32 protein-coding genes are annotated in these 26307 nt (G+C 69.7%); 21 read left to right on the top strand and 11 right to left on the bottom strand.

All coding sequences use genetic code 11. From position 1 onward, the window contains the following. Positions 1–17: 17 nt before the first annotated feature. Positions 18–437 (bottom strand): hypothetical protein, encoded by a 420-nt coding sequence (locus tag OHB23_RS22025; RefSeq protein WP_222647682.1) that lies wholly within the window; start codon positions 435–437, stop codon positions 18–20. 124 nt (positions 438–561) lie between these two features. Here OHB23_RS22025 and OHB23_RS22020 point away from each other — a divergent pair, with 124 nt between their 5' ends. The 8 genes from OHB23_RS22020 to OHB23_RS21985 all read left to right on the top strand — a co-directional run bounded on the left by OHB23_RS22020 (position 562) and on the right by OHB23_RS21985 (position 5645). After that, entirely contained in the window at positions 562–885 is a 324-nt protein-coding gene (locus tag OHB23_RS22020) for an alkylmercury lyase (RefSeq protein ID WP_222647681.1), read from the top strand. 93 nt (positions 886–978) lie between these two features. Continuing rightward, positions 979–1431: a bleomycin resistance protein gene (locus OHB23_RS22015; protein ID WP_222647680.1), complete on the top strand. Its 453-nt coding sequence runs from the start codon at positions 979–981 to the stop codon at positions 1429–1431. 90 nt (positions 1432–1521) lie between these two features. Continuing rightward, complete coding sequence (locus OHB23_RS22010) at positions 1522–1923, top strand: ArsR/SmtB family transcription factor (RefSeq protein WP_222647679.1); 402 nt, start codon at positions 1522–1524, stop codon at positions 1921–1923. Continuing rightward, a complete protein-coding gene (gene arsB / locus OHB23_RS22005; RefSeq protein ID WP_222647678.1) occupies positions 1920–3029 on the top strand; it encodes an ACR3 family arsenite efflux transporter in 1110 nt (369 codons plus the stop codon). Before OHB23_RS22010 ends, arsB begins: the two co-directional genes overlap by 4 nt. Further along, on the top strand, positions 3029–3682 hold the full coding sequence (locus OHB23_RS22000; RefSeq protein WP_222647677.1) for an arsenate reductase ArsC: 654 nt from the start codon (positions 3029–3031) through the stop codon (positions 3680–3682). The genes arsB and OHB23_RS22000 overlap by 1 nt, the downstream gene beginning before the upstream one ends. A 40-nt stretch (positions 3683–3722) precedes the next feature. Then, positions 3723–4145 carry an arsenate reductase ArsC gene (locus OHB23_RS21995; protein ID WP_222647676.1) on the top strand — a complete coding sequence of 141 codons (423 nt, stop codon included), beginning with the start codon at positions 3723–3725 and terminating at the stop codon, positions 4143–4145. Further along, the gene (locus tag OHB23_RS21990; protein ID WP_222647675.1) at positions 4142–4549 is read left to right on the top strand and encodes an arsenate-mycothiol transferase ArsC; all 408 of its coding nucleotides are present in this window, start codon (positions 4142–4144) and stop codon (positions 4547–4549) included. Before OHB23_RS21995 ends, OHB23_RS21990 begins: the two co-directional genes overlap by 4 nt. 37 nt (positions 4550–4586) lie before the next feature. Further along, positions 4587–5645, top strand: a complete 1059-nt coding sequence (locus OHB23_RS21985; protein ID WP_222647674.1) for an ArsO family NAD(P)H-dependent flavin-containing monooxygenase — start codon at positions 4587–4589, stop codon at positions 5643–5645. A 58-nt stretch (positions 5646–5703) separates the two neighbouring features. Here OHB23_RS21985 and OHB23_RS21980 read toward each other — a convergent pair whose 3' ends face one another. Then, on the bottom strand, positions 5704–6150 hold the full coding sequence (locus tag OHB23_RS21980; RefSeq protein ID WP_222647673.1) for an ArsI/CadI family heavy metal resistance metalloenzyme: 447 nt from the start codon (positions 6148–6150) through the stop codon (positions 5704–5706). 97 nt (positions 6151–6247) lie between these two features. On the opposite strand from OHB23_RS21980, the gene OHB23_RS21975 reads away from it, so the two are divergent. The 4 genes from OHB23_RS21975 (at position 6248) to fdxA (ending at position 8429) form a co-directional block, all read left to right on the top strand. Continuing rightward, positions 6248–6607, top strand: a complete 360-nt coding sequence (locus OHB23_RS21975) for an Rv2640c family ArsR-like transcriptional regulator (RefSeq protein WP_222647672.1) — start codon at positions 6248–6250, stop codon at positions 6605–6607. Positions 6608–6670: 63 nt separating this feature from the next. Continuing rightward, a complete protein-coding gene (locus OHB23_RS21970; RefSeq protein WP_222647671.1) occupies positions 6671–7105 on the top strand; it encodes a MerR family transcriptional regulator in 435 nt (144 codons plus the stop codon). Then, positions 7102–8121, top strand: coding sequence for an arsenic resistance protein (locus OHB23_RS21965; protein WP_261776384.1), 1020 nt, complete (start codon positions 7102–7104; stop codon positions 8119–8121). Before OHB23_RS21970 ends, OHB23_RS21965 begins: the two co-directional genes overlap by 4 nt. Further along, positions 8118–8429, top strand: coding sequence for a ferredoxin (gene fdxA / locus OHB23_RS21960; protein WP_222647670.1), 312 nt, complete (start codon positions 8118–8120; stop codon positions 8427–8429). The genes OHB23_RS21965 and fdxA overlap by 4 nt, the downstream gene beginning before the upstream one ends. Before the next feature lie 78 nt (positions 8430–8507). On the opposite strand, the gene OHB23_RS21955 is transcribed toward fdxA, so the two are convergent. From OHB23_RS21955 to OHB23_RS21935, 5 genes are all read right to left on the bottom strand, one after another. Next, positions 8508–8831, bottom strand: coding sequence for a DUF4229 domain-containing protein (locus tag OHB23_RS21955; RefSeq protein WP_222647669.1), 324 nt, complete (start codon positions 8829–8831; stop codon positions 8508–8510). A gap of 110 nt (positions 8832–8941) precedes the next feature. Beyond that, positions 8942–9499: a hypothetical protein gene (locus OHB23_RS21950; protein ID WP_374198549.1), complete on the bottom strand. Its 558-nt coding sequence runs from the start codon at positions 9497–9499 to the stop codon at positions 8942–8944. Further along, positions 9489–11129, bottom strand: a complete 1641-nt coding sequence (resB, locus tag OHB23_RS21945; protein ID WP_222647668.1) for a cytochrome c biogenesis protein ResB — start codon at positions 11127–11129, stop codon at positions 9489–9491. Before resB ends, OHB23_RS21950 begins: the two co-directional genes overlap by 11 nt. Beyond that, positions 11126–12760, bottom strand: a complete 1635-nt coding sequence (gene lnt, locus OHB23_RS21940; RefSeq protein ID WP_328811749.1) for an apolipoprotein N-acyltransferase — start codon at positions 12758–12760, stop codon at positions 11126–11128. The genes resB and lnt overlap by 4 nt, the downstream gene beginning before the upstream one ends. Positions 12761–12933: 173 nt before the next feature. Beyond that, positions 12934–13857: a cation diffusion facilitator family transporter gene (locus OHB23_RS21935; RefSeq protein WP_222647666.1), complete on the bottom strand. Its 924-nt coding sequence runs from the start codon at positions 13855–13857 to the stop codon at positions 12934–12936. Between the two features lie 188 nt (positions 13858–14045). Here OHB23_RS21935 and OHB23_RS21930 point away from each other — a divergent pair, with 188 nt between their 5' ends. The 6 genes from OHB23_RS21930 (at position 14046) to OHB23_RS21905 (ending at position 20356) form a co-directional block, all read left to right on the top strand. Next, positions 14046–16151, top strand: a complete 2106-nt coding sequence (locus OHB23_RS21930) for a bifunctional copper resistance protein CopD/cytochrome c oxidase assembly protein (RefSeq protein WP_222647665.1) — start codon at positions 14046–14048, stop codon at positions 16149–16151. A gap of 371 nt (positions 16152–16522) precedes the next feature. After that, positions 16523–17320, top strand: coding sequence for a M23 family metallopeptidase (locus OHB23_RS21925; RefSeq protein WP_308115842.1), 798 nt, complete (start codon positions 16523–16525; stop codon positions 17318–17320). A 25-nt stretch (positions 17321–17345) separates the two neighbouring features. After that, positions 17346–17699 (top strand): BlaI/MecI/CopY family transcriptional regulator, encoded by a 354-nt coding sequence (locus tag OHB23_RS21920; RefSeq protein ID WP_222647716.1) that lies wholly within the window; start codon positions 17346–17348, stop codon positions 17697–17699. Beyond that, complete coding sequence (locus OHB23_RS21915; protein ID WP_222647664.1) at positions 17696–18640, top strand: M56 family metallopeptidase; 945 nt, start codon at positions 17696–17698, stop codon at positions 18638–18640. The genes OHB23_RS21920 and OHB23_RS21915 overlap by 4 nt, the downstream gene beginning before the upstream one ends. A 152-nt stretch (positions 18641–18792) precedes the next feature. Beyond that, on the top strand, positions 18793–19395 hold the full coding sequence (locus OHB23_RS21910) for a copper resistance CopC family protein (protein ID WP_308115841.1): 603 nt from the start codon (positions 18793–18795) through the stop codon (positions 19393–19395). A 10-nt stretch (positions 19396–19405) separates the two neighbouring features. Further along, entirely contained in the window at positions 19406–20356 is a 951-nt protein-coding gene (locus tag OHB23_RS21905; protein WP_222647663.1) for a cytochrome c oxidase assembly protein, read from the top strand. 126 nt (positions 20357–20482) lie between these two features. On the opposite strand, the gene OHB23_RS21900 is transcribed toward OHB23_RS21905, so the two are convergent. The 4 genes from OHB23_RS21900 to OHB23_RS21885 all read right to left on the bottom strand — a co-directional run bounded on the left by OHB23_RS21900 (position 20483) and on the right by OHB23_RS21885 (position 23205). After that, positions 20483–21313, bottom strand: coding sequence for a cytochrome c biogenesis CcdA family protein (locus OHB23_RS21900; protein ID WP_222647662.1), 831 nt, complete (start codon positions 21311–21313; stop codon positions 20483–20485). Beyond that, complete coding sequence (locus tag OHB23_RS21895; protein ID WP_261776392.1) at positions 21310–21867, bottom strand: TlpA family protein disulfide reductase; 558 nt, start codon at positions 21865–21867, stop codon at positions 21310–21312. Before OHB23_RS21895 ends, OHB23_RS21900 begins: the two co-directional genes overlap by 4 nt. Before the next feature lie 65 nt (positions 21868–21932). Then, positions 21933–22571, bottom strand: coding sequence for a vitamin K epoxide reductase family protein (locus OHB23_RS21890; protein ID WP_222647660.1), 639 nt, complete (start codon positions 22569–22571; stop codon positions 21933–21935). Then, complete coding sequence (locus OHB23_RS21885) at positions 22546–23205, bottom strand: DsbA family protein (protein WP_328811748.1); 660 nt, start codon at positions 23203–23205, stop codon at positions 22546–22548. The genes OHB23_RS21890 and OHB23_RS21885 overlap by 26 nt, the downstream gene beginning before the upstream one ends. Positions 23206–23363: 158 nt before the next feature. Here OHB23_RS21885 and OHB23_RS21880 point away from each other — a divergent pair, with 158 nt between their 5' ends. The 3 genes from OHB23_RS21880 to OHB23_RS21870 are packed head-to-tail and all read left to right on the top strand — an operon-like array spanning position 23364 to position 26238. Continuing rightward, complete coding sequence (locus tag OHB23_RS21880) at positions 23364–23744, top strand: ArsR/SmtB family transcription factor (RefSeq protein ID WP_222647659.1); 381 nt, start codon at positions 23364–23366, stop codon at positions 23742–23744. After that, the gene (locus OHB23_RS21875) at positions 23741–25696 is read left to right on the top strand and encodes a heavy metal translocating P-type ATPase (protein WP_222647658.1); all 1956 of its coding nucleotides are present in this window, start codon (positions 23741–23743) and stop codon (positions 25694–25696) included. Before OHB23_RS21880 ends, OHB23_RS21875 begins: the two co-directional genes overlap by 4 nt. A 23-nt stretch (positions 25697–25719) precedes the next feature. Then, complete coding sequence (locus OHB23_RS21870; RefSeq protein WP_328811747.1) at positions 25720–26238, top strand: signal peptidase II; 519 nt, start codon at positions 25720–25722, stop codon at positions 26236–26238. Positions 26239–26307 lie beyond the last annotated feature (69 nt).

Below are 26307 nucleotides of genomic sequence, written 5' to 3'. Positions count from 1 at the left end.
GGGCCCCGGACTCCCCGTCACACCCGAAGAAATACCGACTTGTCCAGCGAGTACACCGCCCACGGGGGCGCACGGCCCGCTCGGGACGCGATCGCGACAACACGGCCGGACGCGTTGTCGAGTACTGGCATGAGTTCGGCAGTCCCGGTCGGCACCGGCATCGCAGGGAAGGACGTCACCGTCCCGATGCACGGATGCACCATGTCGTGACCGCTCGGACACGACACGTGCGCTGCCGACGTCTCGACGTCGACGGTGTGTGTGTCAGCAGAGTGGTGGACGACCACGCTGTTCGGCTGCCCTGGTGCGGGCATCGCGTCATGGGCCGCGGCGGTGGGGACGGGCAGGGTCGTGTGCATCAGCACCACACCGAGCGCGATCAACACCGTCCACAGCATCGAGAGCGCAGACGATCGCCGCCGAACACCCTCAGACATCTCGCCACCGTACCAAGAGATACCCCCTACGGGTATCACCGTGTGGTCCGACCGCAGATGCCGCAACGCGGCGCCACCACGTGATCGCACGCGGCCCGTTCCCGCGAGGGGCACAATCGTCCCCATGAAGGTGGAGATCCTGTACTTCGACGAGTGCCCGAACTGGCAGGACGCGGCAAACCGAGTTCACACGGCGGCGACCGCGATCGGACTCCCGGACATCGAGATCGAGTACCGGCTGATCACATCGGACGCCGAGGCCGCTGCTTCTGCGTTCGCGGGCTCGCCCACCATCCTCGTCGACGGCGTCGATGCCTTCGGCGATGCGGTCCAACTCACCGAACTCGCGTGCCGCATCTACCGCACCGGTGCCGGTACGGCTGGTCTTCCGACCGTCGATCAACTGGTCACGTCCCTTCGCAAGAGGGTTACGCAGCCGCCGGCCTGACCCAACGACTGTCGGCCCGTCACTCTGGCGGGCAGATCCGGGGGTGCGGTGTCAGCCCGTTCGTCGCGCAGGTCTTCGGCGTTAGAGTTGCTCATGGGCATGTCGAGAGTGGTCCCCGCGCTGCCGGTACGACACATCGAGTCCGCTGTCGCGTTCTATGCCCGCTCGTTCGGCTTCACGACCCGGTACTCGGATCCGAGTTTCGCCAAGCTCACCCGTGACGACGTCGAGATCCACCTCTGGGCCGCCGACGACGACAGCTGGACCACCCGCACCGACCCTGCGCCGTGGCCGGTGTGCAGTGGAGCCGAGACGTTCCTCGCGGGCACTGCCAGTTGCCGCATCGCCGTGGACGAGATCGACGACCTGTACACCGAGTTGTCCGGAGCGGGCGTTCTTCACCGCGCAGACGTGGGCCGCCCCGTCACGACGGACTGGGGATCGATGGAGTTCGCCACCGTCGACACCGACGGCAACCTGATCACCTTCCATACCGAGACCGACGCGAGGCACGAGCCCGGTGCCACCGGCGACAACGCCTCCTGACCCGGCAACACCGACGCTCCGACGCTCCGATCGGGGTCGTTCACGCGGTATTCTTTTGACGCCTGATTCGCCGACCATCAATATAGACGCATGTCGAAACACACCGCCCCCATCGTGGCGTCGGACAGCGAGTGCTGCTCCCCGCTGGTTCGCGAACCTCTGACCACCGACTGGGCCGGTGATCTGGCGCGGATGTTCAAGGCACTCGGCGATCCCGTCCGTCTGCGCCTGCTGAGCCTGGTGGCCAGTCACGAGAGCGGCGAGGCGTGCGTCTGCGACATCTCCGGGTCCTTCGACCTGTCGCAACCGACGATCTCCCACCACCTCAAAGTCCTGCGCGAAGCCGGCCTGCTCGACTGCGAGCGCCGCGGAACATGGGTCTACTACTGGGTCATTCCCGCTGCGTTGCAGCAGTTGTCGTCGGTTCTCGCCGCAACGGATCCGACCGCCGGAGACGCGAATCCCGTCGGTGTTGCGTTGGTGAGCGCATGAGCACCGCGGCGAACACCACCGACCACCCCGCCGTCGTCGGCAAGCTCTCCACCCTCGACCGCTTCCTCCCGGTGTGGATCGGCGTAGCGATGGTCGTCGGGCTGCTGCTTGGACGCATGATCCCCGGGATGAACGACGCGCTGTCGTCCATCTCCGTGGACGGCGTGTCCCTCCCCATCGCGATCGGCCTGCTGATCATGATGTACCCGGTGCTGGCGAAGGTCCGTTACGACCGGCTCGACACGGTCACCGGCGACAAGAAGCTGCTACTGGGTTCCCTTGCCCTGAACTGGATCCTGGGCCCCGCACTGATGTTCGCGCTCGCCTGGCTGTTCCTCCCCGACCTGCCCGAATACCGGACCGGGCTGATCATCGTCGGACTCGCCCGGTGCATCGCGATGGTCATCATCTGGAACGACCTCGCCTGCGGCGACCGCGAGGCCGCAGCCGTCCTCGTGGCCATCAACTCGGTGTTCCAGGTGATCATGTTCGCCGTCCTCGGCTGGTTCTACCTCTCCGTGCTTCCTGGCTGGCTCGGCCTCGACCAGACCACCATCGAGGCATCACCGTGGCAGATCGCGAAGTCGGTCCTGATCTTCCTGGGCATTCCGTTGATCGCCGGATTCGCCTCGCGGTACTTCGGGGAACGCGCCAAGGGACGCGAGTGGTACGAGACCTCGTTCATCCCGAAGATCGGGCCGTGGGCGCTCTACGGACTGCTGTTCACGATCGTCGTCCTGTTCGCCCTGCAGGGCGACCGCATCACCTCCCAGCCCCTCGACGTCGTCCGCATCGCGCTGCCGCTGCTGGTGTACTTCGCGGTGATGTGGGGCGGCGGATACGCCCTCGGCGCAGCGATGGGACTGGGCTACGAACGCACGACCACCCTGGCGTTCACCGCGGCGGGCAACAACTTCGAACTCGCCATCGCCGTCGCGATCGCCACCTACGGAGCCACCTCCGGCCAAGCCCTCGCCGGCGTCGTCGGACCGCTGATCGAGGTCCCCGTCCTGGTGGGCCTGGTCTACGTCTCGCTCGCTCTCCGCAAGCGCTTCACTTCCTCGCCGTCCGCGACCGCGCCGGTTCCCCAGAGCAAGGAATCGTGATGTCCGAGCACCGCGCACAACCGGAACTGCTCATGCCGCAGGCGGTCCTGACCCGCACCGCGCAGACACTGTCGGCGAAGTACGCCGGCATCTTCTCCCCGCAGACGGTGGAGCGGTACGTCTTCGAGTCCTACACCGCACTGCGCCGCACCTCGAAGATCCACACCCACTTGACCACCCTCGCAGGGCGGTTCGCCGCCGACCGGCTCACCGCACTCGCGCAGTCGACCGGCGACGCCCCGAAGGAAGTGCCGGAAGTGCTGTTCATCTGTGTGCACAACGCGGGCCGCTCGCAGATGGCGGCGGCACTGCTGACCCACCACGGCGCCGGGCGCGTCCATGTCCGCTCCGCCGGGTCCGCGCCCACCTACGCGATCAACCCGGTCGTGGCCGAGGCGATGGACGAGCTGGGCATCGACCTGGGCGATGCGTATCCGAAGCCGCTCACCGACGACGTCGTCGCCGCCGCGGACGTCGTGGTGTCGATGGGCTGCGGCGACGCCTGTGCCGTCTACCCCGGAAAGCGGTACCTGGACTGGGATCTCGACGACCCCGACGGCAAGAACATCGACGAGGTGCGCCGCATCCGCGACGACCTCGACACCCGCATCACCACGCTCCTCGCCGAGCTGAGCGCCCCCGCACACGCCTGACCATCCCCCGCCCTTGAACACCCGAAAGGTGCACTCTCCCATGTCCGACACACCCAGTGTGCTGTTCGTCTGCGTCCACAACGCGGGCCGGTCGCAGATGGCCGCCGGCTTCCTCACCCACCTCGGCGGCGGCGCCGTCGAGGTCCGCTCCGCCGGCAGTGCCCCCGCCGAGACCATCAACTCCGCCGCCGTCGAGGCGATGGCCGAGATCGGCATCGACATCTCCGACCAGTCCCCGAAGATCCTCACTCCCGACGCCGTGGAGACCTCCGACGTGGTGATCACCATGGGCTGCGGCGACGCCTGCCCGGTCTTCCCGGGCGTCAGCTATCGGGACTGGGCGCTGCCCGACCCCGCCGGCAAGGGCCTCGAGGCGGTGCGCCCGATCCGCGACCAGATCAAGGCCCGTGTGGAGGACCTCCTGGTCGAACTCGTGCCCGCAGAAGCGGACGCAGCGCGATGAGCGCCCCGAGTGTGCTGTTCGTGTGCGTGAAGAACGGCGGCAAGTCGCAGATGGCAGCAGGCCTGATGCGCAGGGCCGCCGGCGACGATGTCGAGGTGCACTCCGCCGGCACCGCCCCCGGCAGCTCCGTCAACGCCCTGTCGGCGCAGACGCTGCTCGAGGTCGGGGTGGACCTGTCCGGGGAACACCCCAAGCCGATCGATCCGGAGTTGCTGGCGCGGATGGACTACGTGATCACCCTCGGCAGCGAGGCGACCGTCGACCCGGTCGACGGACCGACCTACCTGAACTGGGACACCGACGAGCCCTCCGCGCGGGGCATCGAGGGCATCGAGCGGATGCGTCTGGTGGGCGACGACATCGCCGCTCGCGTCGACGAACTCGCTGCCCGCCTGCGGGACTGACGCCATCACCGCACTGCACACCGACGGCACGAACCCGATGACCACCACCGATGTTCGGGTGGTGGTCATCGGCGGCGGTCAGGCAGGCCTCGCCGCCGGGTACTACCTCCGCCGAGCGGGCCTCGAGTATGTAATTCTCGACGACCAGCCGGCCGCTGGTGGGTCCTGGCGGGAGTACTGGCCGTCATTGCACCTGTTCTCCCCCGCCGCGCACTCCCGGTTGCCCGGGTGGCCGATGCCCCCGTCTGCACAGGAGTTCCCGCCCGGATCACACGTCGTCGACTACCTCAGCGCGTACGAACAACGGTATGAGCTGCCGGTGCAGCGACCCGTCACCGTGACCGCGGTGCGCCGCAACGGTTTCAGGTACTCGGTCGAGACCACCGCGGGATCCTGGTCAGCGGAGGCGGTCATCAACGCGACCGGCACCTGGTCTCGGCCGTTCTGGCCCACCTACCCCGGCATGCGGACTTTCCTGGGCCGTCAGATCCACACCGCGCAGTACGACGGACCCGGCACCTTCACCGGGCAACGGGTCGCGGTGGTCGGGGGCGGCAACTCCGCCGCGCAGATCCTCTCCGAGATCTCCACCGTCGCCGACACCCTGTGGTTCACCACCAGGCCCCCGCGGTTCCTGCCCGACGACGTCGACGGTCGTGTGTTGTTCGACGTCGCCACCCGCCGCGCCCGCGCACTCGCCGCCGGCGACGATGACACCGGCGGTGTGGCCGGTCTCGGCGACGTCGTCATGGTGCCGTCGGTGCGGGACGCCCGCGATCGCGGCGCCCTACAGGCGCATCCGATGTTCGCCGCACTCACGGCCGAGGGTGTCGTCACCGACGACGGCGGCGCCGAACGGGTCGATGCGGTGGTGTGGTGCACCGGATTCCGGCCGGCGCTGCGGCATCTCCAGCCGTTGCACCTGCCCACCACTGACGGCGGCATCGCGATGGACGGTCTGCACGCCGCCGGCGAACCCACCATGGTCTTTCTCGGCTACGGCGACTGGACCGGGCCCGCGTCGGCAACGCTCATCGGTGTCGGCAGCACAGCACGCCACGCGGTGGAGCACCTCACCGCGACCCTGACGGGCTGATCGGACGACCACGGCGGGGTGGTTCCGTGCGATGGGGGTGAGCCGACGCGGGCGGGCGTCAGCAGCAGGATGTGGCCGTCGACGTCGAGCCGGAAGTGACGCTGGGTGCGGGCGCCGGGATCGGGTGCGATCCGAAGGTGTCGGAGTCCGCGAGAACGGTGTAGACCTCCCAGCGCTCCCCACCGGGACCGGTCACCCACACCTTGTCCTGGGTGGCGAAGCAGCAGGTCGTGCCGATCTCCTCGTCGGTGAACAGCCCTTCGCCGGTCAGGCGGGCGATCTCCTCGTGCACCCGGCTCGACGAGTCGACCTCGACGCCGAGGTGGTTGATGGTGCCGCCCTTGCCGGGGTTCTCGATCAGCACCAGCTTCAAGGGCGGTTCGGTGATGGCGAAGTTGGCGTAGCCGGGCTTGACCTTCGCCGGCGCCACGCCGAAGAGCTTGCTGTAGAACGTGATCGCGGTGTCGATGTCGTCGACGTTGAGGGCGAGCTGAGCGCGAGACATGGCAAACCTCCGAGGTTGCGATATATGTCGAATCAGAGACCACCACAGGGTGCGCCACGTATTCGACATATGTCAAGAACGTTGTAGAGTCGGGTGCGTGCCCAAGACGCTGCCGATCATCGATACCACCACCCCGGTGTGCTGCGCCCCCGTCTCCGCAGCACCGATGGACGAGCATGCCGCGCTCGAGGTGGCCGTGCGGCTCAAGGCGCTCGCGGACCCGATGCGAATCCGCTTGATGTCGTTGCTGCTCACCGATACTGCCGGCGCTGTGTGCACATGCGACCTCGCCGACGCGCTCGGTCTCGCCGAATCCACTGTCAGCCACCACCTCGGACAGCTCCGCAAGGCCGGCATGGTGGTCTCCCAGCGGCGGGGCATGAACGTGTACTACTCCGCGCGCCCGGAGGCACTCGACGCGCTCCGAGTAGTCCTCGACCCCGCGTGCTGCCGCTGACCCGTCGTGCCGTCGACTCGGCCGACTTGCCTTCGAGCTGACTCGAACCTTTAGTGTGCGGTCATGGCCGCTCTGCTGATCTCGCAACTATCCTCGGCGACGGGAGTGCCGGCGACGACGCTGCGCTTCTACGAGAGCGAGGGTCTGCTCCCGGCGGACCGGGCCCCGAACGGGTACCGAATCTACGACGAGCGAGCCCAGCAGCGGTTGGCGTTCATCACCGCCGCGAAGAGCCTGAATCTGACTCTGCCGCAGATCAAGACGATCCTGCGGGTGTGGGAGAACGACTCCTGCGCCGCGGTGAAGTCCGGGCTGCGGCCAGCCCTGCGTGAGCACATCGCCCGAGCGGAGGAGTCGATCGCGCAGCTGACGGTACTGCGGGACGCGCTGACCGGCGCGCTGGTCCGTCTCGACGACACTCCCGATGCGTCGACGCCGTGCAACCCACAGTGCAGCTGGTTGGCATCGACGATCACCACACCCGGGCACGTGTCATGACCGGATCGCGGCGGACCTCGGTGGTGCAGTGGTGGGACACCCACCAGATCGGCTTGTACCTCCTCGCTCTCGCCGTCGGTGCCGCAGTGGGCCTCGCTGTTCCCGCCTCGGCGCCGACGTTCGAGCACGCCATCAACCCGGTGCTGATCGTGCTGCTCTACGCCACGTTCCTCGCCGTGCCGTTCGCCGCGATCGGCCGCTCCCTGCGGGATGCCCGATTCACCACCGCGGTCATCGTCCTGAACTTCGTGGTCGTCCCGATCGTGGTGTTCGCTCTGACGCGCATCGTCGCCGCCAATGAGGCGGTCCTGGTCGGGGTTGTGCTGGTGCTGCTCGCCCCGTGCATCGACTACGTCATCGTCTTCAGCGGCCTGGCCGGCGCCGCATCGGAACGCCTGCTGGCCGGGGCGCCGTTGTTGATGCTGCTGCAGATCGCGCTGCTGCCGTTGTGGCTGTGGTTGTTCGTCGGGTCCGACACGGTGTCGATCATCGACATCGCACCCTTCGTCGAAGCGTTCGTCCTGCTCATCGTCATCTCGCTGGCGCTGGCGGCGGCGACGCAGTGGTGGGCGCGGCGCCGACCCGCGGGCGAGCGGCTGATGGAGGTGATGGCGGCGGCGATGGTGCCGGTGATGATGGTGACGCTCGCCGTCGTCGTCGCCTCCCAGATCGACGCCGTCCGCAGCCGCGTCGATCAACTCGCGGCGGCCGCCGCCATCTTCGTGGTGTTCCTGATCGTGATGGCGTTCATCGGTGTCGGCGCCGGGAGAGTGTTCGGGCAGGACGTGCCGGCGACGCGGGCGCTGGTGTTCTCCGGCGCCACCCGCAACTCGCTGGTCGTGCTGCCCCTCGCCCTGGCGCTGCCGCCGGCGTTGAGCCTGGCCGCGGTGGTGGTCGTGACGCAGACCCTGGTGGAGCTGATCGGCATGGTGCTCTACGTCCGCTACGTGCCGCGCCTGGTTCCGGACGCGGTCCCGGACGACAGCACCGCCGCACCGGGGCCCTCGGCGCCGTGACGTACGTGATCGCCGAACCGTGCATCGACGTCACCGACAAGGCATGCATCGAAGAATGCCCCGTCGACTGCATCTACGAAGGCCGACGGATGCTCTACATCCACCCGGACGAGTGCGTCGACTGCGGTGCGTGCGAACCGGTCTGCCCCGTCGAGGCCATCTTCTACGAAGACGACCTCCCCGCCGAGTGGGCCCACTACGTCACCGTCAACGCCGACTTCTTCGACGATCTCGGCTCGCCCGGTGGAGCCGCGAAACTCGGCCCGACGGGCCACGACCACCCCACTGTGGTGGCGTACTCGCGGTGAGAACGGCCATCGGGAGCGTCGGTGACCGTCCCGCACTTCGTCGAACAGCATGGTCGACCTGCAGCAGGGTCGCCGCGCTCATGCTCGTTTGTCGGTGTTCCGGCGGGGTGCTGGTGCGCTGCGGGGGGCTGATCGTGTGGCCGAACGTTCTCGATCCACCGCCTCGATGTCAGCGTTGATCGTTCGACGTAGTTGTCTCAGTGCGAACGCCGACAGCGGCAGACTCGTCGCCAGCGCGATGAGCAGGACGAGCACGACAGGGAGATCGAGACCTGTCAGGGCATCGACGACGACGATTACTCCCGCCGCGACGGCGACGAGAGCCAGACGTGCAGCGTTGTAGGCCAGCACGTGCCGGACGAGCCGGCCTTTCGCTGTCGCGGGTGTCCGGATGAGTGGCATCGTCGTCCTGTCGTCCTGTCGTCCTGTCGGTCATCGGTTGGCGCTTGTCGTCGGCCCGGCCGGCCGACGAGGCGACGTGGTCGCAGGCGTGAGCGGCACTGCGACGTGAGTCAGTCGTGGGGTGCCGCCGGCGGTACCTGCTTGGTTGCTGCGTCCGCGTCCGCGTCCGAGCGTGCCGCGAGTTCGGCGAGATAAGTGTTGTACTGCGCCATCTGGCGCGATTCCGTGTCGGTTCCGAGGGTGTCCGACGGCGCCAGTCTCACGCGCGGCGGGAGCACGTCTATCGGGATCTCCGTGACTGCCGACGCCGGGGGCGGCTCGGTGGTCGTCGTGCTGGTGGAGTCCTCGAGGTGCACGAAGCGGCGGTAGGCGAAGACGACGAACGCGGCGAACAGCGGCCACTGGAAGGTGTAGCCGAGGTTCTGTCCGGTGCCCCCGGTGGAGGTGAACCGGTCCCATTGCCAGTACCCGAGGATCAGGCACACCGTGAACGCCGCGGCGACGAGGACGACGAGGGCGGGGCGTCTCATCGTGGGTTGCGGTGCTCCGTCGTGGCCGGGCGCCGACGCGGCTGTCTCGTGTGGTGCGGAGTTCTGCGCGCGCCCCGGTTCGGCCGGATTCGTGTTCGGTGCGGTGGAGGGGCGGCGGCGGAAGGTGTCAGTGAGCATGATCTTCCGGACCGTTCTGTCGTGGGTGTGTGGTGGTCGTGGGCTCGGGGAGAATCCGGTCGGCGAGGGTGTCGAATTCCGGTCCCCACCCGGCGTGGTCGGTGCGGGCCAGTCCGGCCATCTGCACCTCGGCGTGCCCGGTGCCGGTGGGGCGGATGCGAACGAAGACTCGTCGGCGCCGGATGGTGAGGGAGACGACGAGTCCGAGCATCATGGTGGTGGCGAAGACGAGGACCCATTTCTGGGTGGGGTCGTATCCGACTTGGAGGTTGGCGAACTCTTTTGCGCCGTCGAATCGGACGGTGGTGCCGTCGTCGAGGGTGGCGAACTGGCCGGGGCGCAGGTTGACTCGGTCCTGTTTGACCAGGCGCCCCTGTTCGATCATCGAGGTGCCCAGCGCGAAGATGGACTGGGGGATCCCGGTGTCGAGTCCGGCGTCGCCGCGGTAGATGTCGATGGCCACTGCGGGGTCGGTCATCTCGGGGAATCGGGAGCTCAGGAGGGCGCCGTTGAATTCCGCGGTGGGTGCGAAGAGCCCTTCGATGGCGATCTGGTTGCGGCGCCGCTCGTCCGGGTCGGTGTAGGAGCCGCCGGGTGGGTCGATGCGTAGGGCGCCGCTGCTGAGGAATGTGGTGGCGTCGTCGGGCCGGAATTGTATTGTCTCGGTGCGGGTCTGGCCGTCGGGGAAGGTGACGGTGAAGGTGGGTGCGTAGCCGTGTCCGGTGAGGTACACCCGCTGGTTTCCCAGTCGCAGAGGTGAATTGACTTTCAGTTGGTAGTCGCTCCAGGTGCCGGTTGTCAGGTCGGAGCCGCTCTGGTAGGAGATGTCGGAGGTGAACATCTCGGCCTGCCCGTTCGGCAGGTAGTCGGCGGTGAAGTTCTTCACGCGCACGCAGAACGGGTCCAGGCCGGTTCCGTCGACGGCGCTGCCCGCGCGGAAGGAGTCGTAGACGGCGGGTGAGGTGTTGCAGAACCCGGGTCCGTTGTCGGCGACGACGATCACCGATCCTTCGTAGCCGACGATCTTGCCGATCGCGACGGCGGCGAGGACCCCGACCAGGGAGAAGTGGAAGATCAGGTTGCCGGCTTCGCGGGTGTAACCCTTCTCGGCCGAGACGGTGACGGCGCCGTCGGGCTCGGTCCTGGTCTCGGTCCGCCACCGCGGCAGGTGCGTGCGGATCTCGTCGGCGATCTCTCTGGGCCCGCCGCCGGCGCGGGCACCGCCGCGGTGCAGGGTCAGACGACCGAGGTTGCGCGGCACCGCGACCGGTCGGGCTCGCAGTGCGCGGGCATGGTCGACCACCCGCGGGAGCAGGCAGCCGATGAGGGAGACGAACAGCAGGGTGTAGATGGCGGTGAACCAGGCGCTCGAGAAGACGTCGAACACCCCGAGTGCGTCGAGGGCGGGGCCGATCGCCGGTCGGGACGCGATGTAGTCGGCCACCGCCTGACTGTTGAGGTCTCGCTGCGGGAACAGTGCCCCGGGGATCGCTGCGAGCGCGAGCAGGAACAGCAGGATCAGGGCGGTGCGCATCGACGTCAGGCGCCGCCAGGTGTTGCGGACGGTCGCGGCGGCGCTGCGTGCGGTGGTGGGCCGCGCATCCGGGCGGTTCTGTACGGGCGTCGTCATGTGCCGGCCACCTGCGCGGGTGCACCGGCGGGGTTCGGTGTTCCACGTCGGGTTCGCCGCGCCGCGATGGACGCGGCGATCAGCGCCAGGACGGCCGCTGCGGTGGCGGCGCCTTCGGGTGCGCTGCCCAGTCTGGTCGCGAGAGTCAGCTCGTCGCCGAGGGGCAGGGTCGCCACGAGGGCGGCGGGGGTGAACAGGTCGGTGCGTTGGGTGACCTCGCCGGTGGGGTCGATGATCGCGCTGACACCGCTGGTGGCCGAGACGACCACACTGCGTCCGTGTTCGACCGCGCGCACCCGCGACATCGCCAGTTGTTGGTAGGTCATCTCGGTGCGCCCGAAGGTGGCGTTGTTGGTCGGGACCGCGATGAGCTGGGCGCCGGTGCGGACGGCATCGGTGACGAGCGCATCGAACGCCACCTCGTAACAGGTGGCGACCGCGACACGCAGACCGGCGATCTCGACGACACCGTCACCGTTGCCGGGGACGAAGTTGCCGGCGCGGGCGGCCGACGGGACCAGGGCGGTGACGAGCGGGCGCAGCGGGAGGTACTCACCGAACGGCACGAGCTGGCGCTTGTCGTGGGTGTCCGCCGGTCCGGTCACCGGGTCCCACACCATCGAGGTGTTCGTGGTGGTGCCGTCGCCGCGCCGCAGGACGGCGCCGACCAGGATCGGGACACCCACCGCGCGGGCCGCGCCGGTGATGGCCGCGGCGGCGTCCGGGTTGCGCAGCGGGTCGATGTCCGAGGAATTCTCGGGCCAGATGACCAGGCTCGGGCGCAGCGCCCTGCCCGCGTCGATGTCCGCGGCGAGCTCCAGCGTCCGCGCCACGTGATTGTCGAGCACGGCGCGGCGCTGGGCGTTGAAGTCCAGTCCGGCCCGAGGGACGTTGCCCTGCACCAGCGCGAGAGTCACTTCGCGACGATCGGCGGGAGCCGACTGCGGTGTCGTGGCCGTTGCCGCGGCCGCGGTGAGGGCGAGCACGAGTGCCATCGCGCCGAGTGGGCCGATGAGCTGCGCGACGCGGCGCCGACCCATCACCTCGGCGGCGGCGGCGGTCGTCGCCGCGCCGACGAGGGCGACGACGAAGCCGATGCCCGGAGCGCCCACCCACGCCGCCAGCGGCAACAGGGGACCTTCCGCCTGTCCGAATGCGGTGCGGCCCCAGGGGAAACCGCCGAACGGGACGCGGGATCGGACCGCCTCGGCGCCGACCCAGGCGCACGCGATCCACAGTGGCGCCGCGGGTAGTCGCCACAGCGCGGCCGCTGCTGCACCGAAGAGCGCGACGAAGCCTGCCTGGATGACGGCGAGCGCCAACCACGGTGCGGCGCCGACGTATTCACCCACCCACGGCAGCAGCGGAACGAAGAAGGCTGCGCCGGCCACGGCGCCGTAGGCTGCGCCCGCTCGGACGCCGACTCCGCGCAGGACCGCGGTCAGGATCGCGAGGGCGATGACGGCGAGGAACCACCAGTCGCGCGGCGGGAACCCGGCCCACAGCAGTCCCCCGGACAGGGCTGCTCCGCCGCCGCGGACGAGCAGGGCGCGCAGTGCGCGTGCGCGCAGATCCCCGGGGCGGGCTCCGCTGCGGGCGGGGTCGCCCGCAGCGAGGGTCTCTGTCGTCATGCACTCCCCCGGTCACATCCGTGGACACAGGACGACACCCGCCCCTCAATTACTACGATACATAGTATTTTCGGGTCGGCGGCCTGCGCCTCACGGAACGGGACACACGGTCGACCACAGGCGCGTCGGTGCACCTGCTGCCCTGGTGTGAGAGCGGCGTGATGCGTCCCTGGTCACCAGGACAGTTCGGAGCACCGCCCTTGTCCCTGGACCGGCTCGACCTGGATGGTCGCGTGTTCGAGACCGTAGCGGTCGGCGAGGATCTCCCGCGCCCGGGCCAGCACCGCGGCCGGCTCGACCCCGTCGTGCACCGCCATGTGCGTCGAGGCCACCTCCATGCCCGAGGTGAGGGTCCACACGTGCAGGTCGTGGACGTCCTGGACTCCGTCCACTGCGGCCAGCGCCGCCGTCACCTCGTCGATGTCGAGCCGTGCGGGTGCGTGTTGCAGCAGGATCCGCAGGGCACTGCGCCCGAGGGAGTAGGCGCGGGGCAGCACGAACAGGCCGATGGCGACGCCGATGACCGGGTCGGCGTATCGCCAGCCGAACAGCACGGTGACCAGGCCGCTGATCAGGACTCCGACGGATCCGAGCATGTCGGCCATCACCTCGAGGTACGCGCCGCGCACGTTCAGGCTTTCTTTCGCGCCGCTGCGCAGCAGGAGGAAGGCGGCGATGTTCATCAGCAGTCCGAACGTCGCGACGGCCATCACCGGTACACCCGCCACCTCGGGGGGATCGGAGATGCGCTGGGCCGCTTCGTAGAGAATCCATCCCGCCACGGCGAAGAGCAGGATCGCGTTGAACAACGCCGCGAACACCTCGGCGCGGTAGAGCCCGAAGGTGCGGTCCGAACGCGCCGATCCTCGTCGGGCCAGGGAGATCGCGACCACGGCCATCAGGATGCCGAAGACGTCGGTGAACACGTGCGCCGAATCGGACAGCAACGCGAGCGACGAGGTGGACAGCCCGACCACCACCTGCGTGATCAGCGTGGCGCATCCCAGCCCGACCGCGATCCACAACCGCGTGAGGTGAGCGCCGGAGGCGCTCACCGGATCCTTGTCGCCTACACCGTGTCCGTGTCCGTGTCCCACAGCTCCTCCTTCGTCGACCCTGGTCGGCCGTCCGGACAACATATGCACGGATGCGCATGTATGCAAGGGCCTGCGGGCGGGAGGGCCGCACCTCCACAACAACTATGCTCCGTAGTAGAACAGGGTTCTCGTCGCGGTGTCTCGGTCCCGGGCGCCTGGGACGGGCCACCGAGAAGGGGTGCAGACCGATGCCGACCGACACCGCCCGCAGAGGCGCCGCGCAGGGGCGCCAACTGGTCGCCGCAGCACTGACCGCGGCCCCGGTGATAGCGGGCGTTCTGGCCGCTGCCCTGGCGAGTCGCTCCACGTCGCAGGCGTTGTCCTTGCTGGGGTTGCCCGACCCGGGACTGCTCACCACGCTCGGCATCCCGGCGCTGACCGCCGCCGGAGAGGTCTGCGCCGCCATCGCCGTCGGGTCGTTGCTGCTGTCCGCGTTCGTCCTCCCGCCGCAGCGAACAGGTGTCCTCGACCTCGACGGCTACCTCGCGGCGCGGACGGCGGCGGCGGCGATGTCGGCGTGGGCCGTGTGCGCCGCGCTGCTGGTGCCGCTGACGTTGTCCGATGCCTCGGGTCGACCGATCTCCGAGGTCGCGGCGCAACCTGCTCTGTTCGCCGCCGCGGTGGCGGACGTGGACACTGCCGCGGCGTGGGCGGCGACCGCGGTACTGGCCGCCGTCGTCGCCGTGATCTGCCGGTCCGCCCTCACCCACGCAGTGATGCCCGCACTGTTCGCGGGCGCGGTGCTCACGCTCATGCCCCGCGCGGTGTCCGGGCACTCCTCCACCGGCGGCGATCACGACATCGCCACCGATTCGCTGATCCTGCACATCGCGGCGGCGGCGGTGTGGATCGGCGGACTGCTCGCACTGCTCGCCCACGCCGGTCGCCGGGGCGACGACGTGGCGCGGGCGACGCAGCGGTACTCGCATTTCGCGACGGTCGCCTTCGCCGTCATCGCCGTCTCCGGTGTCGTCAATGCCGCGGTGCGCGTACCGGTGACGGCGTTGTGGGGATCGACCTACGGAATCCTGGTTCTCGGCAAGGCGGCGGCGCTGATCGCGCTCGGCGTCTTCGGGTGGCGCCAGCGACGCCACCTGATCGGCGCACTCTCGCGGCCGTCCGACACGGTCGACCGTCGCCGGGCGTTCCTGCGCCTGTCGGTCGTCGAGACGCTCGTCCTCCTGGCCACGGTGGCCCTGGCCGTCGCACTGGGCCGGACGCCGCCGCCGGCGCCGGAGGACGAGGGCCTGCCACAGGCCCACGAGGAAGTGCTGGGCTTCGCCCTCGACGGACCCCTCACGGTGGCCCGCGCGGTGTTCGACTGGCGCATCGACCTGCTGTTCGGCTCGGCCGCGGTCCTGGCCGTCGTGATCTACCTCCTCGCCGCCCGCCGCCGACGCCGCCTGGGCCTGCACTGGCGCCGACGGTGGACCGCCAGCTGGATCGCCGGCGCCGCAGTCATGCTGCTCGCCACGTCCTCCGGCGTCGGGCTCTACGCCCCCGCCGTGTTCAGCGCCCACATCGCGAGCATCGTCGCCACCACGATCCTGGCCCCGATGCTCCTGGTCCTGGGGCGCCCGATCACCCTCGTGGCCTCCGTGACACCGACCGCTGCGCCGCAGGACGGGGCACTGGGGTGGCGACACTTCCTGCTGTCGATGTTCCGCAGTCGGATCACCCGGTTCGCCTCCTCGCCGTGGGTGTCGGCCACCGTGCTGCTGGTGAGCCTGTTCGTGATCTACCGCGGCGGTCTCTTCGATGCGGCCGCGGACTCCCACGTCGCCGGCATCATCGTCCGCGCCTGGCTGCTGGTCTGGGGACTGGCGTTCTTCTGGTCGACGATCGGCCTCGATCCCGTCCCCCGCCGAGTCGGCGGCCCCACGCGTCTCCTTGCCACCTTCCTGCTCCTGGGCGGTTTCGCGTCCTTCGTCGTCGCCCTGATCGACACCGACACCGCCGTCGCCGCGGCGTACTACGAGAACCTCCGGCTGGAGTGGAACACCGACCTGCTCGCCGATCAGCGCCGGGCGGGCAATCTCGCCTGGGCACTGGGCGAGCTCCCGTTGCTGCTCGCCGCCGTCCTCGCCGCCGTGCGGTGGTCGGCGTCGGATCGGCGGACCGACGACGACGACGAGGATCGCGAACTCGCGGCGTACAACGAGATGCTCGGCGCCCTGCCGACGAACGGCGGTCACGGACGCGTCGAGACCGACGGGCGCAGTGGCGAACGCGTGGAGACCGTCGGGCGTGGTCGGCGGGGAACCGCGGCGGCGGGCGCTCCCGAGGACGACTGACCGGCGGCGCCCGACTCGGGAGCGATGGAAAAACTATGCTGAATAGTTGTACTGTGGCCTGACCGTCACCGTTTCGTTACCGAATCACGAGACCCGCACCCCTGAGGATCACGATCTTGGCTCGTCACCGTAAACCCGATCTGCTCGACGAGACGTGGCCCTCCGTACCGACCCGCGGCCCCGGCTGGGGAGCCCCGATCCCGCCCGTGCGAGGCCACGAACTCGTGCGGGACGCCCCGACGGCCTGCCCACCGACCCGAGGCCCGAGCTGGGACGCCCCGTCGACTTCCCGGACCGGACCGGCCGGGGGTGCCGGTCTCGCAGCGCCTCTCCCCCGGGTCCGAGCACCCCGGCGCAGGGACCCGGCGGTAGTGCCCACCACCGCGCCGCCCACCACCACACCGCCCACCACCGCGGCGATCCCGACCCGAGCAGCGGGAACTCCGCGGCGCCGCGGGGCGCATCGTCGACCCGCCCCGGCGGTGGGTGGCCGCACCATCGTCGTCTCGATCGCCGTCGGCGCCGTCCTGTCGGCGGCCGCCGGCTTCCCCGAGTCGAGCTCGGCGGCGCCCACCGAGACCGCGGCCGCCGAGTTCGGACCGGCGACCACCCCGAGCCCCGCTCCGTCACTGCCTGCTCCCCCGCAGATACTGGCGCTGCCCGATCTCGACCGGACAGCGCGTGAGCTGACCGATCAACTGGCGAAGGGAGGCCTGCGTCAGGCGGAGCAGGCGCTGCGCGAGGCCATCGCCCGCAGGCCGCTGACCGCGTCTCCGGTGTCGGGGACCGTGACCTCCGCCTACGGCCCTCGGTGGGGCAGCACCCACTACGGACTCGACATCGCCAACACCATCGGCACCCCCATCGTCTCGGTCACCGACGGGGTAGTCATCGAGGCCGGCCCGGCGGACGGGTTCGGACTGTGGGTGCGCATCCGCCAGGACGACGGGACCATCGGCGTCTACGGTCACATCGACGAGGCTCTCGTCAGCGCAGGACAACGAGTCGCCGCCGGAGATCTCATTGCTACGGTGGGCAATCGCGGTCAGTCCACCGGGCCGCACCTGCACTACGAGGTGTGGCAGGCGGACGGGGCGAAGTCTGATCCCACCACCTGGCTCGCAGCGCGGGGGGTCAGCGTGGGGCAGACGACGAACGGCGCGCAGTGACGGACGGCAGAGAGAACTGACAGTGATGAAGAGGCTCGGCGACCTCGAGGCAGCGGTGATGAACGTGCTGTGGGAGAGCGATGCCCCCAAGTCGGTGCACGAGCTGCGTGACTTGCTCAGTGACCGCGACCTGGCCTACACCACCGTCCTGACCGTGGTGACGCATCTGCACGAGAAGGGGTGGGTGCACCGCACCAAGCTCTCCCGCGCCTACATCTACTCCCCGGTGCAGACCCGCGCCGAAGCGACCTCGCAGGCGCTGCGGGACATCCTCGACACCAGCGGCGACTCCGCGGCGGTGCTGATGCACTTCGCGAAGACCGCCTCCGCACGCGAACTCGACGCCCTTCGCGCCCACCTCCCCGAGGCCGAGCGATGATCGCCGCAGCGGTCCTGGTGATCGCGGCGCTCACCCTGGCCACTGCGGGCCCGTACTGGCTCGACGCCCTCACCCGGAGTGTGGCCCCGTCCCTCGCTCTCACCGCGTGGATCAGCAGCGTCGCGGCGGTGTTCGTCCTGCTCGCCGCGGCGCTGGCAGTTCTTCTCTGGCCCGATCACGCCCCCGCCGAGGGGCTGGTGGAACTGGCTGTCTCGTGTGCGAGCAGCCTGCTGCACACCGCACGGCCGTGGGTCGGAGAAGCCGCAGCTGTGACCTCGGCCGCCCTGGCTGCCGGGGCGACGGCACGACTGGCGCGGTCGGCGCGCTCGCAGCGGCGAGCCCGCAGCCTCGTCCGGGAACGGCACCGCGACCTGCTCTCGGTCGTCGCGCGCGTCGGGACGGGTCCCGAGCGTGTGCTGTGGTTGGACCACCCGCTGCCCTTGGCCTACAGCGTGAGCGGGCGCCCGGGGTTCATCGTCGCCACCGAGGGTCTGCGCGAGCACCTCGACCACGACCAGCAGGACGCCGTGCTGGCGCATGAGCGTGCGCATCTGCGCGGGCGGCACCACGCCATCGTCGCCGCCGCCGAAACCCTCGCCGCCGCCTTTCCCCGCATTCCCCTGTTCGGCGCGGCGCCGGGCGCGATCCGGGTCCTGGTCGAGCATGCCGCCGACCGGAGTGCGGCCGGCGCGACCAGCGCCGCCGCGGTGAGCTCAGCCCTGGCCACCGTCTCCGGCGCGGAGTCGATCCGCCCGTCCTGGGCGTTGGGGCTGATGAACGAGACCACGCGCGACCGGATTCGACGACTCGACGGGTCGATCACGCACACCACCTCGACCGCCCATGCTGCCGTCGCCGTCCTGCCGGTGCTCGTCGTCGCCGCCGCGGCCCTGACATTGAGCACCTTCTCGGCGCTGCTCTGCCTGGTCCTGCAGTCCTGACCCGAAAACTACGCCGCATAGTATTTCCGATACGCTGGGTCCGCGGCGCCGCCGCCCGGTAAGAGGGACGCCCCCCCTTCCCGACCCCGAGACCCGCGACGCCCACCGTGTGGGGTGCGCGTCGGTCGCCGCGACAGATGAAGGACGTACCGGTGAAACGCAGTGTCATGGCCCTGATGTTGGCGGTCGGTCTCGCGCTGCTCGGAGCAGCGCCCGCCGCGGCGCACAGTGAACTGATCAGCTCCAACCCCGAAGCCGGTCAGGCACTGGACTACGCCCCCATCGGGGTCGAACTGGTCTTCAACCAGGACATCAACGAATCCTTTGCCACGGTCAGCGTCGTGGGACCGGGCAACGAGCAGTGGGCGCAGGGCGACACCGATGTCGACGGCCCCACCGTGACGGTGTCGGTACGCGAGGGCGCCCCCGTCGGCCGCTACACCGTCGGTTACCGCGTCACCTCAGCCGACGGTCACCCCATCACCGGCTCGTACGACTTCACGGTGACCTCCCTCGACCCGGTCGACGCCCCCTCGTCGCCCTCCCCCACCGACGCCCCTGCTGCCGCGGGCGCCGCCGCGACACCGACGACCACCGCCGCGCCGGCCTACGACCCGCGAGATCCCGCGGCCAGCGAAGGCGAACGCGAACCCAAGCAGGACACCGCGGTGCTGTTGACCACGCTGGGTATCGCCGTCCTCGGGTTGGGAGCGATCGCCGTCACGTTGGTGATCCGCAAGAAGAACAAGCCGTGACGCCGCGCAGATGACGTCGTCGATCGTCGACCTCCCACAGGCTCCCCCGGACCTCGGCGCGCTGCTGTCGTGGGACGTGCCGCCGCTACCGATCCTCCCTCTGGCCGCCGCCGTCATGGCGGGCCTGTACTGCTGGGGTGTGTACCGGGTGCGGCGGACCGGGCGGGCGTGGCCGCGGTGGCGTACGGCGAGCTTCCTCGCCGGGTGTGCGGCGTTGGCGGCGGTGACGGGTCTGCAGATCGAACGCTACGGCTACGAAGTGTTCAGCATCTTCATGTTCCAGCACCTGACGCTGTCGATGGCGGTCCCCCCGTTGCTGGTGGTCGGCTCGCCCGGCAGGTTGCTGCTGCGCAGCGCCGCGCATCACGGAGCGGGTCGGGCCGTGCTGGTCGCGGCGCTGTGGGGACTGCGCAGCCGAGCGGGACGTCTCGCGCTACATCCCGGAGTGACGATTCCGCTGTTCCTGTTCAGCTACTACGGGCTGTATCTGTCGTCGTTGTTCGACGCGCTCGCCTCGACCGTGCTCGGGCACACCTCCATCGAGGTCTTCTTCCTGCTCAGCGGGCTGGTGTTCATCGTCCCGGTGCTGGCGGTCGGGCCGCTGCCGATCCGGCAGAGCTACCTGGGTCGGCTGTTCGATCTGTTCGTCGAGATGCCGCTGCACGTGTTCTTCGGAGTCATCCTGATGATGTCGACGACCCCGATGCTCGCCACGTTCGCTTCCCCGCCGGAGGACTGGGACCTGGATCCGGTGGCCGATCAGAAACTCGCCGGAGCGTTGGCGTGGTCGTACGGTGAACCCGTCGCACTGCTGGTTGTGGTGATCTTCTGCATCGCGTGGCACAAGCACGAGACGTCGAGATCGGCGCCGTCGTCGACGCACTCGGACGACGATTCCGCACACCTGGCGTACAACGCGTATCTGCACTCCCTCGCCACCGGGGAACGCCGCGTCCGGTGACCGGCTCGAACTGCCCCCCGCCCGCGCCGGTACCGAGGGCCGACCGTGGTGAACGATCCCGGGAGTCACACCATCGACACAGTCGTCGAACGGCGACGGTGCGCGGTCCGGGCGGCGGGGTGCAGGTCAGATGGGCAGGATCACCGAGGTGACGAACTCGTCCCGGATCCAGCTGATGAACACACTCCACACTCCGGTGACGAGTGCGACCCCGACCGCGATCATGATCAGCCCGCCGACGGTCTTGATGGTCCGGGTGTTGCGGCGCAGCCACCCGATGCTGCGGACCGCCGAACTCGACCCGAACGCCAACGCCAGGAACGGAAATCCCAGCCCCACGCAGTAGGCGGTGATCAGCAGCACTCCCCGCGCCGCGGTGGCGCCCTCGGTGCCGGCGGCGACGGAGAGCACACCGGCGAGGGTGGGGCCCAGACACGGTGTCCATCCCAGCGCGAACACTCCGCCGAGCAGCGGGGCGCCGGCCAGCGAGGAGATCTGCCGCGGCGCGAATCGGGTGTCGCGTTGGAGCGCCGGAACGAATCCCAGGAAGGTCATCCCCATGACGATGGTGACCACACCCCCGATCCGTTGCAGCAGTTCCTGATTGAGCCGCAGGGTGCCGATGACACCGAACACCGACACCGTCGCCAGCACGAACACCACGGTGAATCCGGCCACGAACAGTGCCGCTGCCCCCACCACCCGCCACCGGGACGCCAGGGTGGGCGCCGCGCCGCCGGCGGCGATCCCACCGACCGCGCTGTTCGCGGTCGGCTGGTCTGCGCCGGAGATGCTGGCCAGGTACGACACGTATCCGGGAACGAGCGGGACCACGCACGGGGAGGCGAAGGAGACCAATCCGGCGAGGACGCACGCCGCCGCGGCCAACAGAAGCGGCCCTGTCGCGGCGAGGTCCTGGAATCGTGTTCCGATGTCCTGCGCCACAAGCTCGTTCACTCGGCCGCCACACGTTGGACGACGGGCAGCAGGTCCTCGGCCAGCAGCGCCCGCATGAACACCGCGGCCACGCGGTGGTCCCGGTCGAGCACCAGCGTCGACGGGATCACGCTGGCGGGGTAACTGCCGCCCAGTGCGGTCAGCGTGCGCATCGCGGGGTCGTAGATCGAGGGGTACGAGACGTTGTTGTCGATCACGAAGTCCTGCGCCTTGTCCTGCTGGAGGTCGCGGACGTTGATGCCGAGGAAGTTCACACCCAGGTCGCGGGTGCGCTCGTAGACCTGTTCGAGGTCGTCGGCTTCGCCGCGGCACGGCCCGCACCACTGGCCCCACAGGTTGATCACCACGACGTTGCCGGCGAAGTCCGACACCGAGGTGACGGCGGCGGTGTCCATCAGGTCCGGTCCGCTCATGGGTCCGATCGCGCCGCGGGTGCCAGGTGGGTCGTAGAAGATGTCGGTCTGTCCGCCGGGGGCGACGAAGTCGAACGTTCCTCCGGAGGCGACCGCGTCCGAGCCGCCGGCGCAGCCCGAGAGCGCCAGCACCACCGTCATCGCCGCGGCCGCGGCGCCAACGATCCGCCGGGGCGCCCGGCGTTCTGCAGCCGATGCGTGGGCGTTCATGCGAGCGTGCTCCAGTACGACCAGAACCGCACCGCGATCAGCCCGGCGAGCGTGAGGAACCACAGGGTCAGCGGGACAGAATGCGTGCGCACGAGCGCTCTCGCCCACCCGGGTCCGCCGTGGGCGGTGGTGAGGCGGTCCAGGTTGGTCAGGGTGACATACCAGAACGCCGGCACCGTCACCGCCCACACCGCCATGCAGTACGGGCACAGCGCCCCGATCTCGTACAGGCTCTGACCGATCAGCCAGTGCACGAACACCACGGCCGCGGTCATCGCCACCTGCACCACTGCCCAGAACCACCAGGACAACACCGCTCCCGCGAGCAGTACGGCGCCGACGGCGCCCAGTGCGGCGAATCCCCCGACGCCGATCAGGGAGTTGGGGAATCCGAACACCGACGCCTGCTCGGTGCTCATCACGGACCCGCAGTTCAGGACCGGGTTGATGCTGCACGTCGGGACGTAGGACGGGTTCGATGCGAGTGTGAACTTCTCGACCGTCAGCGCGAAGGCGGAGGCGAACCCGAGCGTTCCCGCGGCCAGCAGCAGCCACGGCAGCAGCCGCGTGAACGGCCGCGTCGGTGTCGTCGCGGGCGCAGCGGCGCGGTCAGCGCAGAGCGGCGTCGAGGGCATCGGTGAGATCGCTGATGTCGGTCGCCTCGACGCGGACGCCGTCGACGAAGAAGGTCGGGGTTCCCTGCACTCCGAGCGCTTGCCCGTCGGCCACGTCCGCGCGGATCCGCTCGAGGGTCGCCGGGTCGTCGTAGGCGGCGTCGTACGCGGTCATGTCCAGGCCCAGGCCGGCGCCGAACTCGCGGAACAGGTTGTCCATGGGCGCCTGCTGCTCACCCCACTGCGCCTGCGTCTCGTACATCCGCTGATACATCGCCTCGAACCGGCCCTGCTGAGCGGCGGCCTCCACGGCACGCGCGGCGCGCTCGGCGTTGGCGTGCGACGGAATCGGGAAGTAGCGGACGACGAAGGTGACCGTGTCGCCGTAGGTCTCGCGCAGCTGCTCCACCGCCGGGTACGCCGCCCGGCACGCCTCGCACTCGAAGTCCAGGAACTCCACGAACGTCGCCCGACTCTCCGGCGGGTCGCTCAGGCGGTGACTGTTCTCCCGCACCGCCACCGCCGCCGGGTCATCGGCGGCATCCTCGGCCGCCGCCGATGCTCCGGAATTCGACGAACTCCAGAACACGAACGACGCGAGCGCGACAGCGAACACCGCGATCAGAACCATCGAGACCTTGACGGACCGAGTCACGCTTACTCCTCTGCACTGACGACGCACCGGCGACCCGCTGCGCATCCAAATACTACGACTCATAGTAATTCATGGAGGTCGGCCGGCCGCGTCGGACCCACGAAGGCGCTGGATCGCTATACACCGATCACACCGGATCGCGCTGCTATCATCGCCGAATGACGATCAATTCTGATGCGTGCCTGCTCGGCGGCACCGCGTCGGCACTCGATCCCGCGGTGTCGCTGTTCCACAGCCTCTCCGATGCCACCCGTCTGGCCATCGTGCGCCGACTCGCCGATGGTGAGGTGCGTGTGGCGGACCTGGTCAGCGAACTGGGGCTGGCCCAGTCGACGGTGTCGGCGCACATGGCCTGCCTGCGGGACTGCGGCCTGGTCACCGGTCGCCCCCAGGGTCGACAGGTGTTCTACTCCCTCGACCGGCCGGAACTGCTGGACCTGCTCGCCTCGGCCGAGAACCTCCTCGCCGCCACCGGCAACGCGGTGGCGCTGTGCCCGAACTACGGCACCGAGTCCGCCGGGCCGGCGGTGATCGCATGAGTGACGCGTGCGGCTGCGGCCACGACGAACCACGCCCGGACGGCGACGAGGAGCACGAACCCGACACGCTGTGGCAGATCACCGAGATCCGCGCCGCCGCGCTGGCCGGTGTCCTGCTGGCGGCAGGGCTGATCATCGGGTGGACCGGCGGACCCGATCGCGTCACCCTGGTGCTCGAATCGCTCGCGCTGATCGTCGCCGGCTACACCTTCGTCCCGTCGACACTCCGGCGCCTGGCCCGCGGCAAGATCGGCGTCGGCACCCTGATGACCATCGCGGCGGTCGGCGCCGTGATCCTCGGTGAGGTCGGCGAGGCAGCAATGCTCGCGTTCCTCTTCGCCATCAGCGAAGGCCTCGAGGAGTACGCGGTCGCCCGCACCCGGCGAGGCCTGCGAGCACTGCTGTCCCTGGTCCCCGACACCGCCACGGTCCGCCGAGACGGCCGCGAGCAGTCGGTGTCGCCGACCGAGTTGATGCTCGGGGAGATGATGATCGTCAAGCCCGGCGAACGCATCGCCACCGACGGCACCATCCGCCGCGGCACCACCGCACTCGACACCTCGGCGATCACCGGCGAATCGGTGCCCGTCGAGGCCGGGCCCGGCGACGACGTGTACGCCGGGGCCATCAACGGAACCGGAGTGCTCGAGGTGGAGATCTCCGCACGCGCCGAGGACAATTCGCTGGCCAAGATCGTCCGGATCGTCGAGGCCGAGCAGTCCCGCAAGGGTGAGGCGCAGCGGCTGGCCGACACGATCGCCAAGCCCCTGGTACCGGCGATCATGGTCGCCGCCGCCCTCATCGCCGCCGTGGGCAGCCTGTTCGGCGAACCACGGGTCTGGATCGAACGCGCACTGGTCGTCCTCGTCGCCGCCTCACCGTGCGCACTGGCCATCGCCGTCCCGGTCACCGTCGTCGCGGCGATCGGCGCCGCCAGCAAACTCGGCGTCCTGGTCAAGGGAGGCGCAGCCCTCGAAACGCTGGGCCGCATCCGCGCGATCGCGCTCGACAAGACCGGCACCCTGACCCGCAACAAGCCGGTCGTCATCGACGTCGCCACCGCCAACGGTGCGACCCGCGAACAGGTCCTCGCCGTGGCCGCGGCGCTGGAAGTGCGCAGCGAACACCCCCTCGCCGCGGCGATCCTCGCCGCCGTCGACGACCACACTCCCGCCGAGGACGTCGTCGCCGTCACCGGCGCCGGACTCACCGGGCGCCTCCGCGGTACCGACATCCGACTCGGGCGGCCCGGGTGGATCGAGCCCGGCCCGCTGGCCGCGGACGTGGAACGGATGCAGCACGCCGGAGCCACCGCCGTCCTCATCGAACAGGACGGCCGCACCCTCGGCGCGATCGCGGTCCGCGACGAACTGCGACCCGAAGCCGCAGAAGTCGTCGCCGGTCTCCGCCGCGACGGCTACCACGTCGCGATGCTCACCGGGGACAACGAACGCACCGCCCGCGCGCTGGCCGCCGACGTCGGTATCGAGGAGGTCCACGCAGATCTGCGACCGGAGGACAAAGCACGCATCATCGGCGACCTGAAGGGCCGCCGGTCGACCGCGATGGTCGGCGACGGCGTCAACGACGCCCCCGCACTCGCCACCGCCGACCTCGGAATCGCCATGGGCGCCATGGGCACAGACGTGGCCATCGAGACCGCGGACGTCGCCCTGATGGGTGAGGATCTGCGGCACCTGCCGCACGCCTTGGCTCACGCGCGCAGATCCCGGCGCATCATGTTGCAGAACGTCGGACTCTCGCTGGCGATCATCATCGTGCTGATGCCGCTCGCCCTGTTCGGAATCCTGGGTCTGGCGGCAGTGGTGCTGGTGCACGAACTCGCCGAGATCGTGGTCATCGCCAACGGCGTCCGCGCCGGCCGCACCCACCCCCTGCCCGCCGCAGCGGTGCCCGCACCGGCCCCGGCAGCAGCCCAGGCCCGCATATGAGCCCAAACCCCACCTCGGGCCCGATGCCGGGTGTCTCGACCGGTGGCCGCTCGGCGACTCGATCCCGGCGAATCCTGACGATCGTCGTCGCAGTCCTCGTCGCGGCCGCACTCGCAGCCGACCCCGTCGCCCGCCGCGCACTCTCCGACGGCCGCGCCATCGACCTGGGGTTACTCCAACTGAAGCTCGCCTACAACAGCGGCGTCGCCTTCAGCGTCGGCAACGGGTTGCCGCCCTGGGTCATCATCGCCGTCACCGCCACCATCACCGCCGCCATCGGCGTGTACGCATGGCGCACCGTCCCCGCCGGGTCACCGACGGGGACCGTGGGACTGGCGGCGATCGTCGCCGGCGCCGCCGCCAACGTGATCGACCGCGCCGCCGACGGCCGCGTCACGGACTACTTCCACACCGGCTGGTGGCCCACCTTCAACCTCGCCGACACCTACCTCACCTGCGGAGTCGTGCTGGTCATCATCGCGACCCTCCGAGAGAGCACGACGCACTCCGATCCCCCACCTCCATCGGACACATCCGCGTGAGCGCGTCGCGACGTCGACGACGGGCCGCCGCAGCCACGCGCGAACACGCCGCCCGGGCATCCTGTCGTC

The sequence above is a fragment of the Rhodococcus sp. NBC_00294 genome (assembly GCF_036163995.1).
Classification (GTDB): domain Bacteria; phylum Actinomycetota; class Actinomycetes; order Mycobacteriales; family Mycobacteriaceae; genus Rhodococcoides.
Note: the sequence above shows the minus strand (reverse complement) of the source record. Positions and strands in the feature narration are given on the sequence as shown.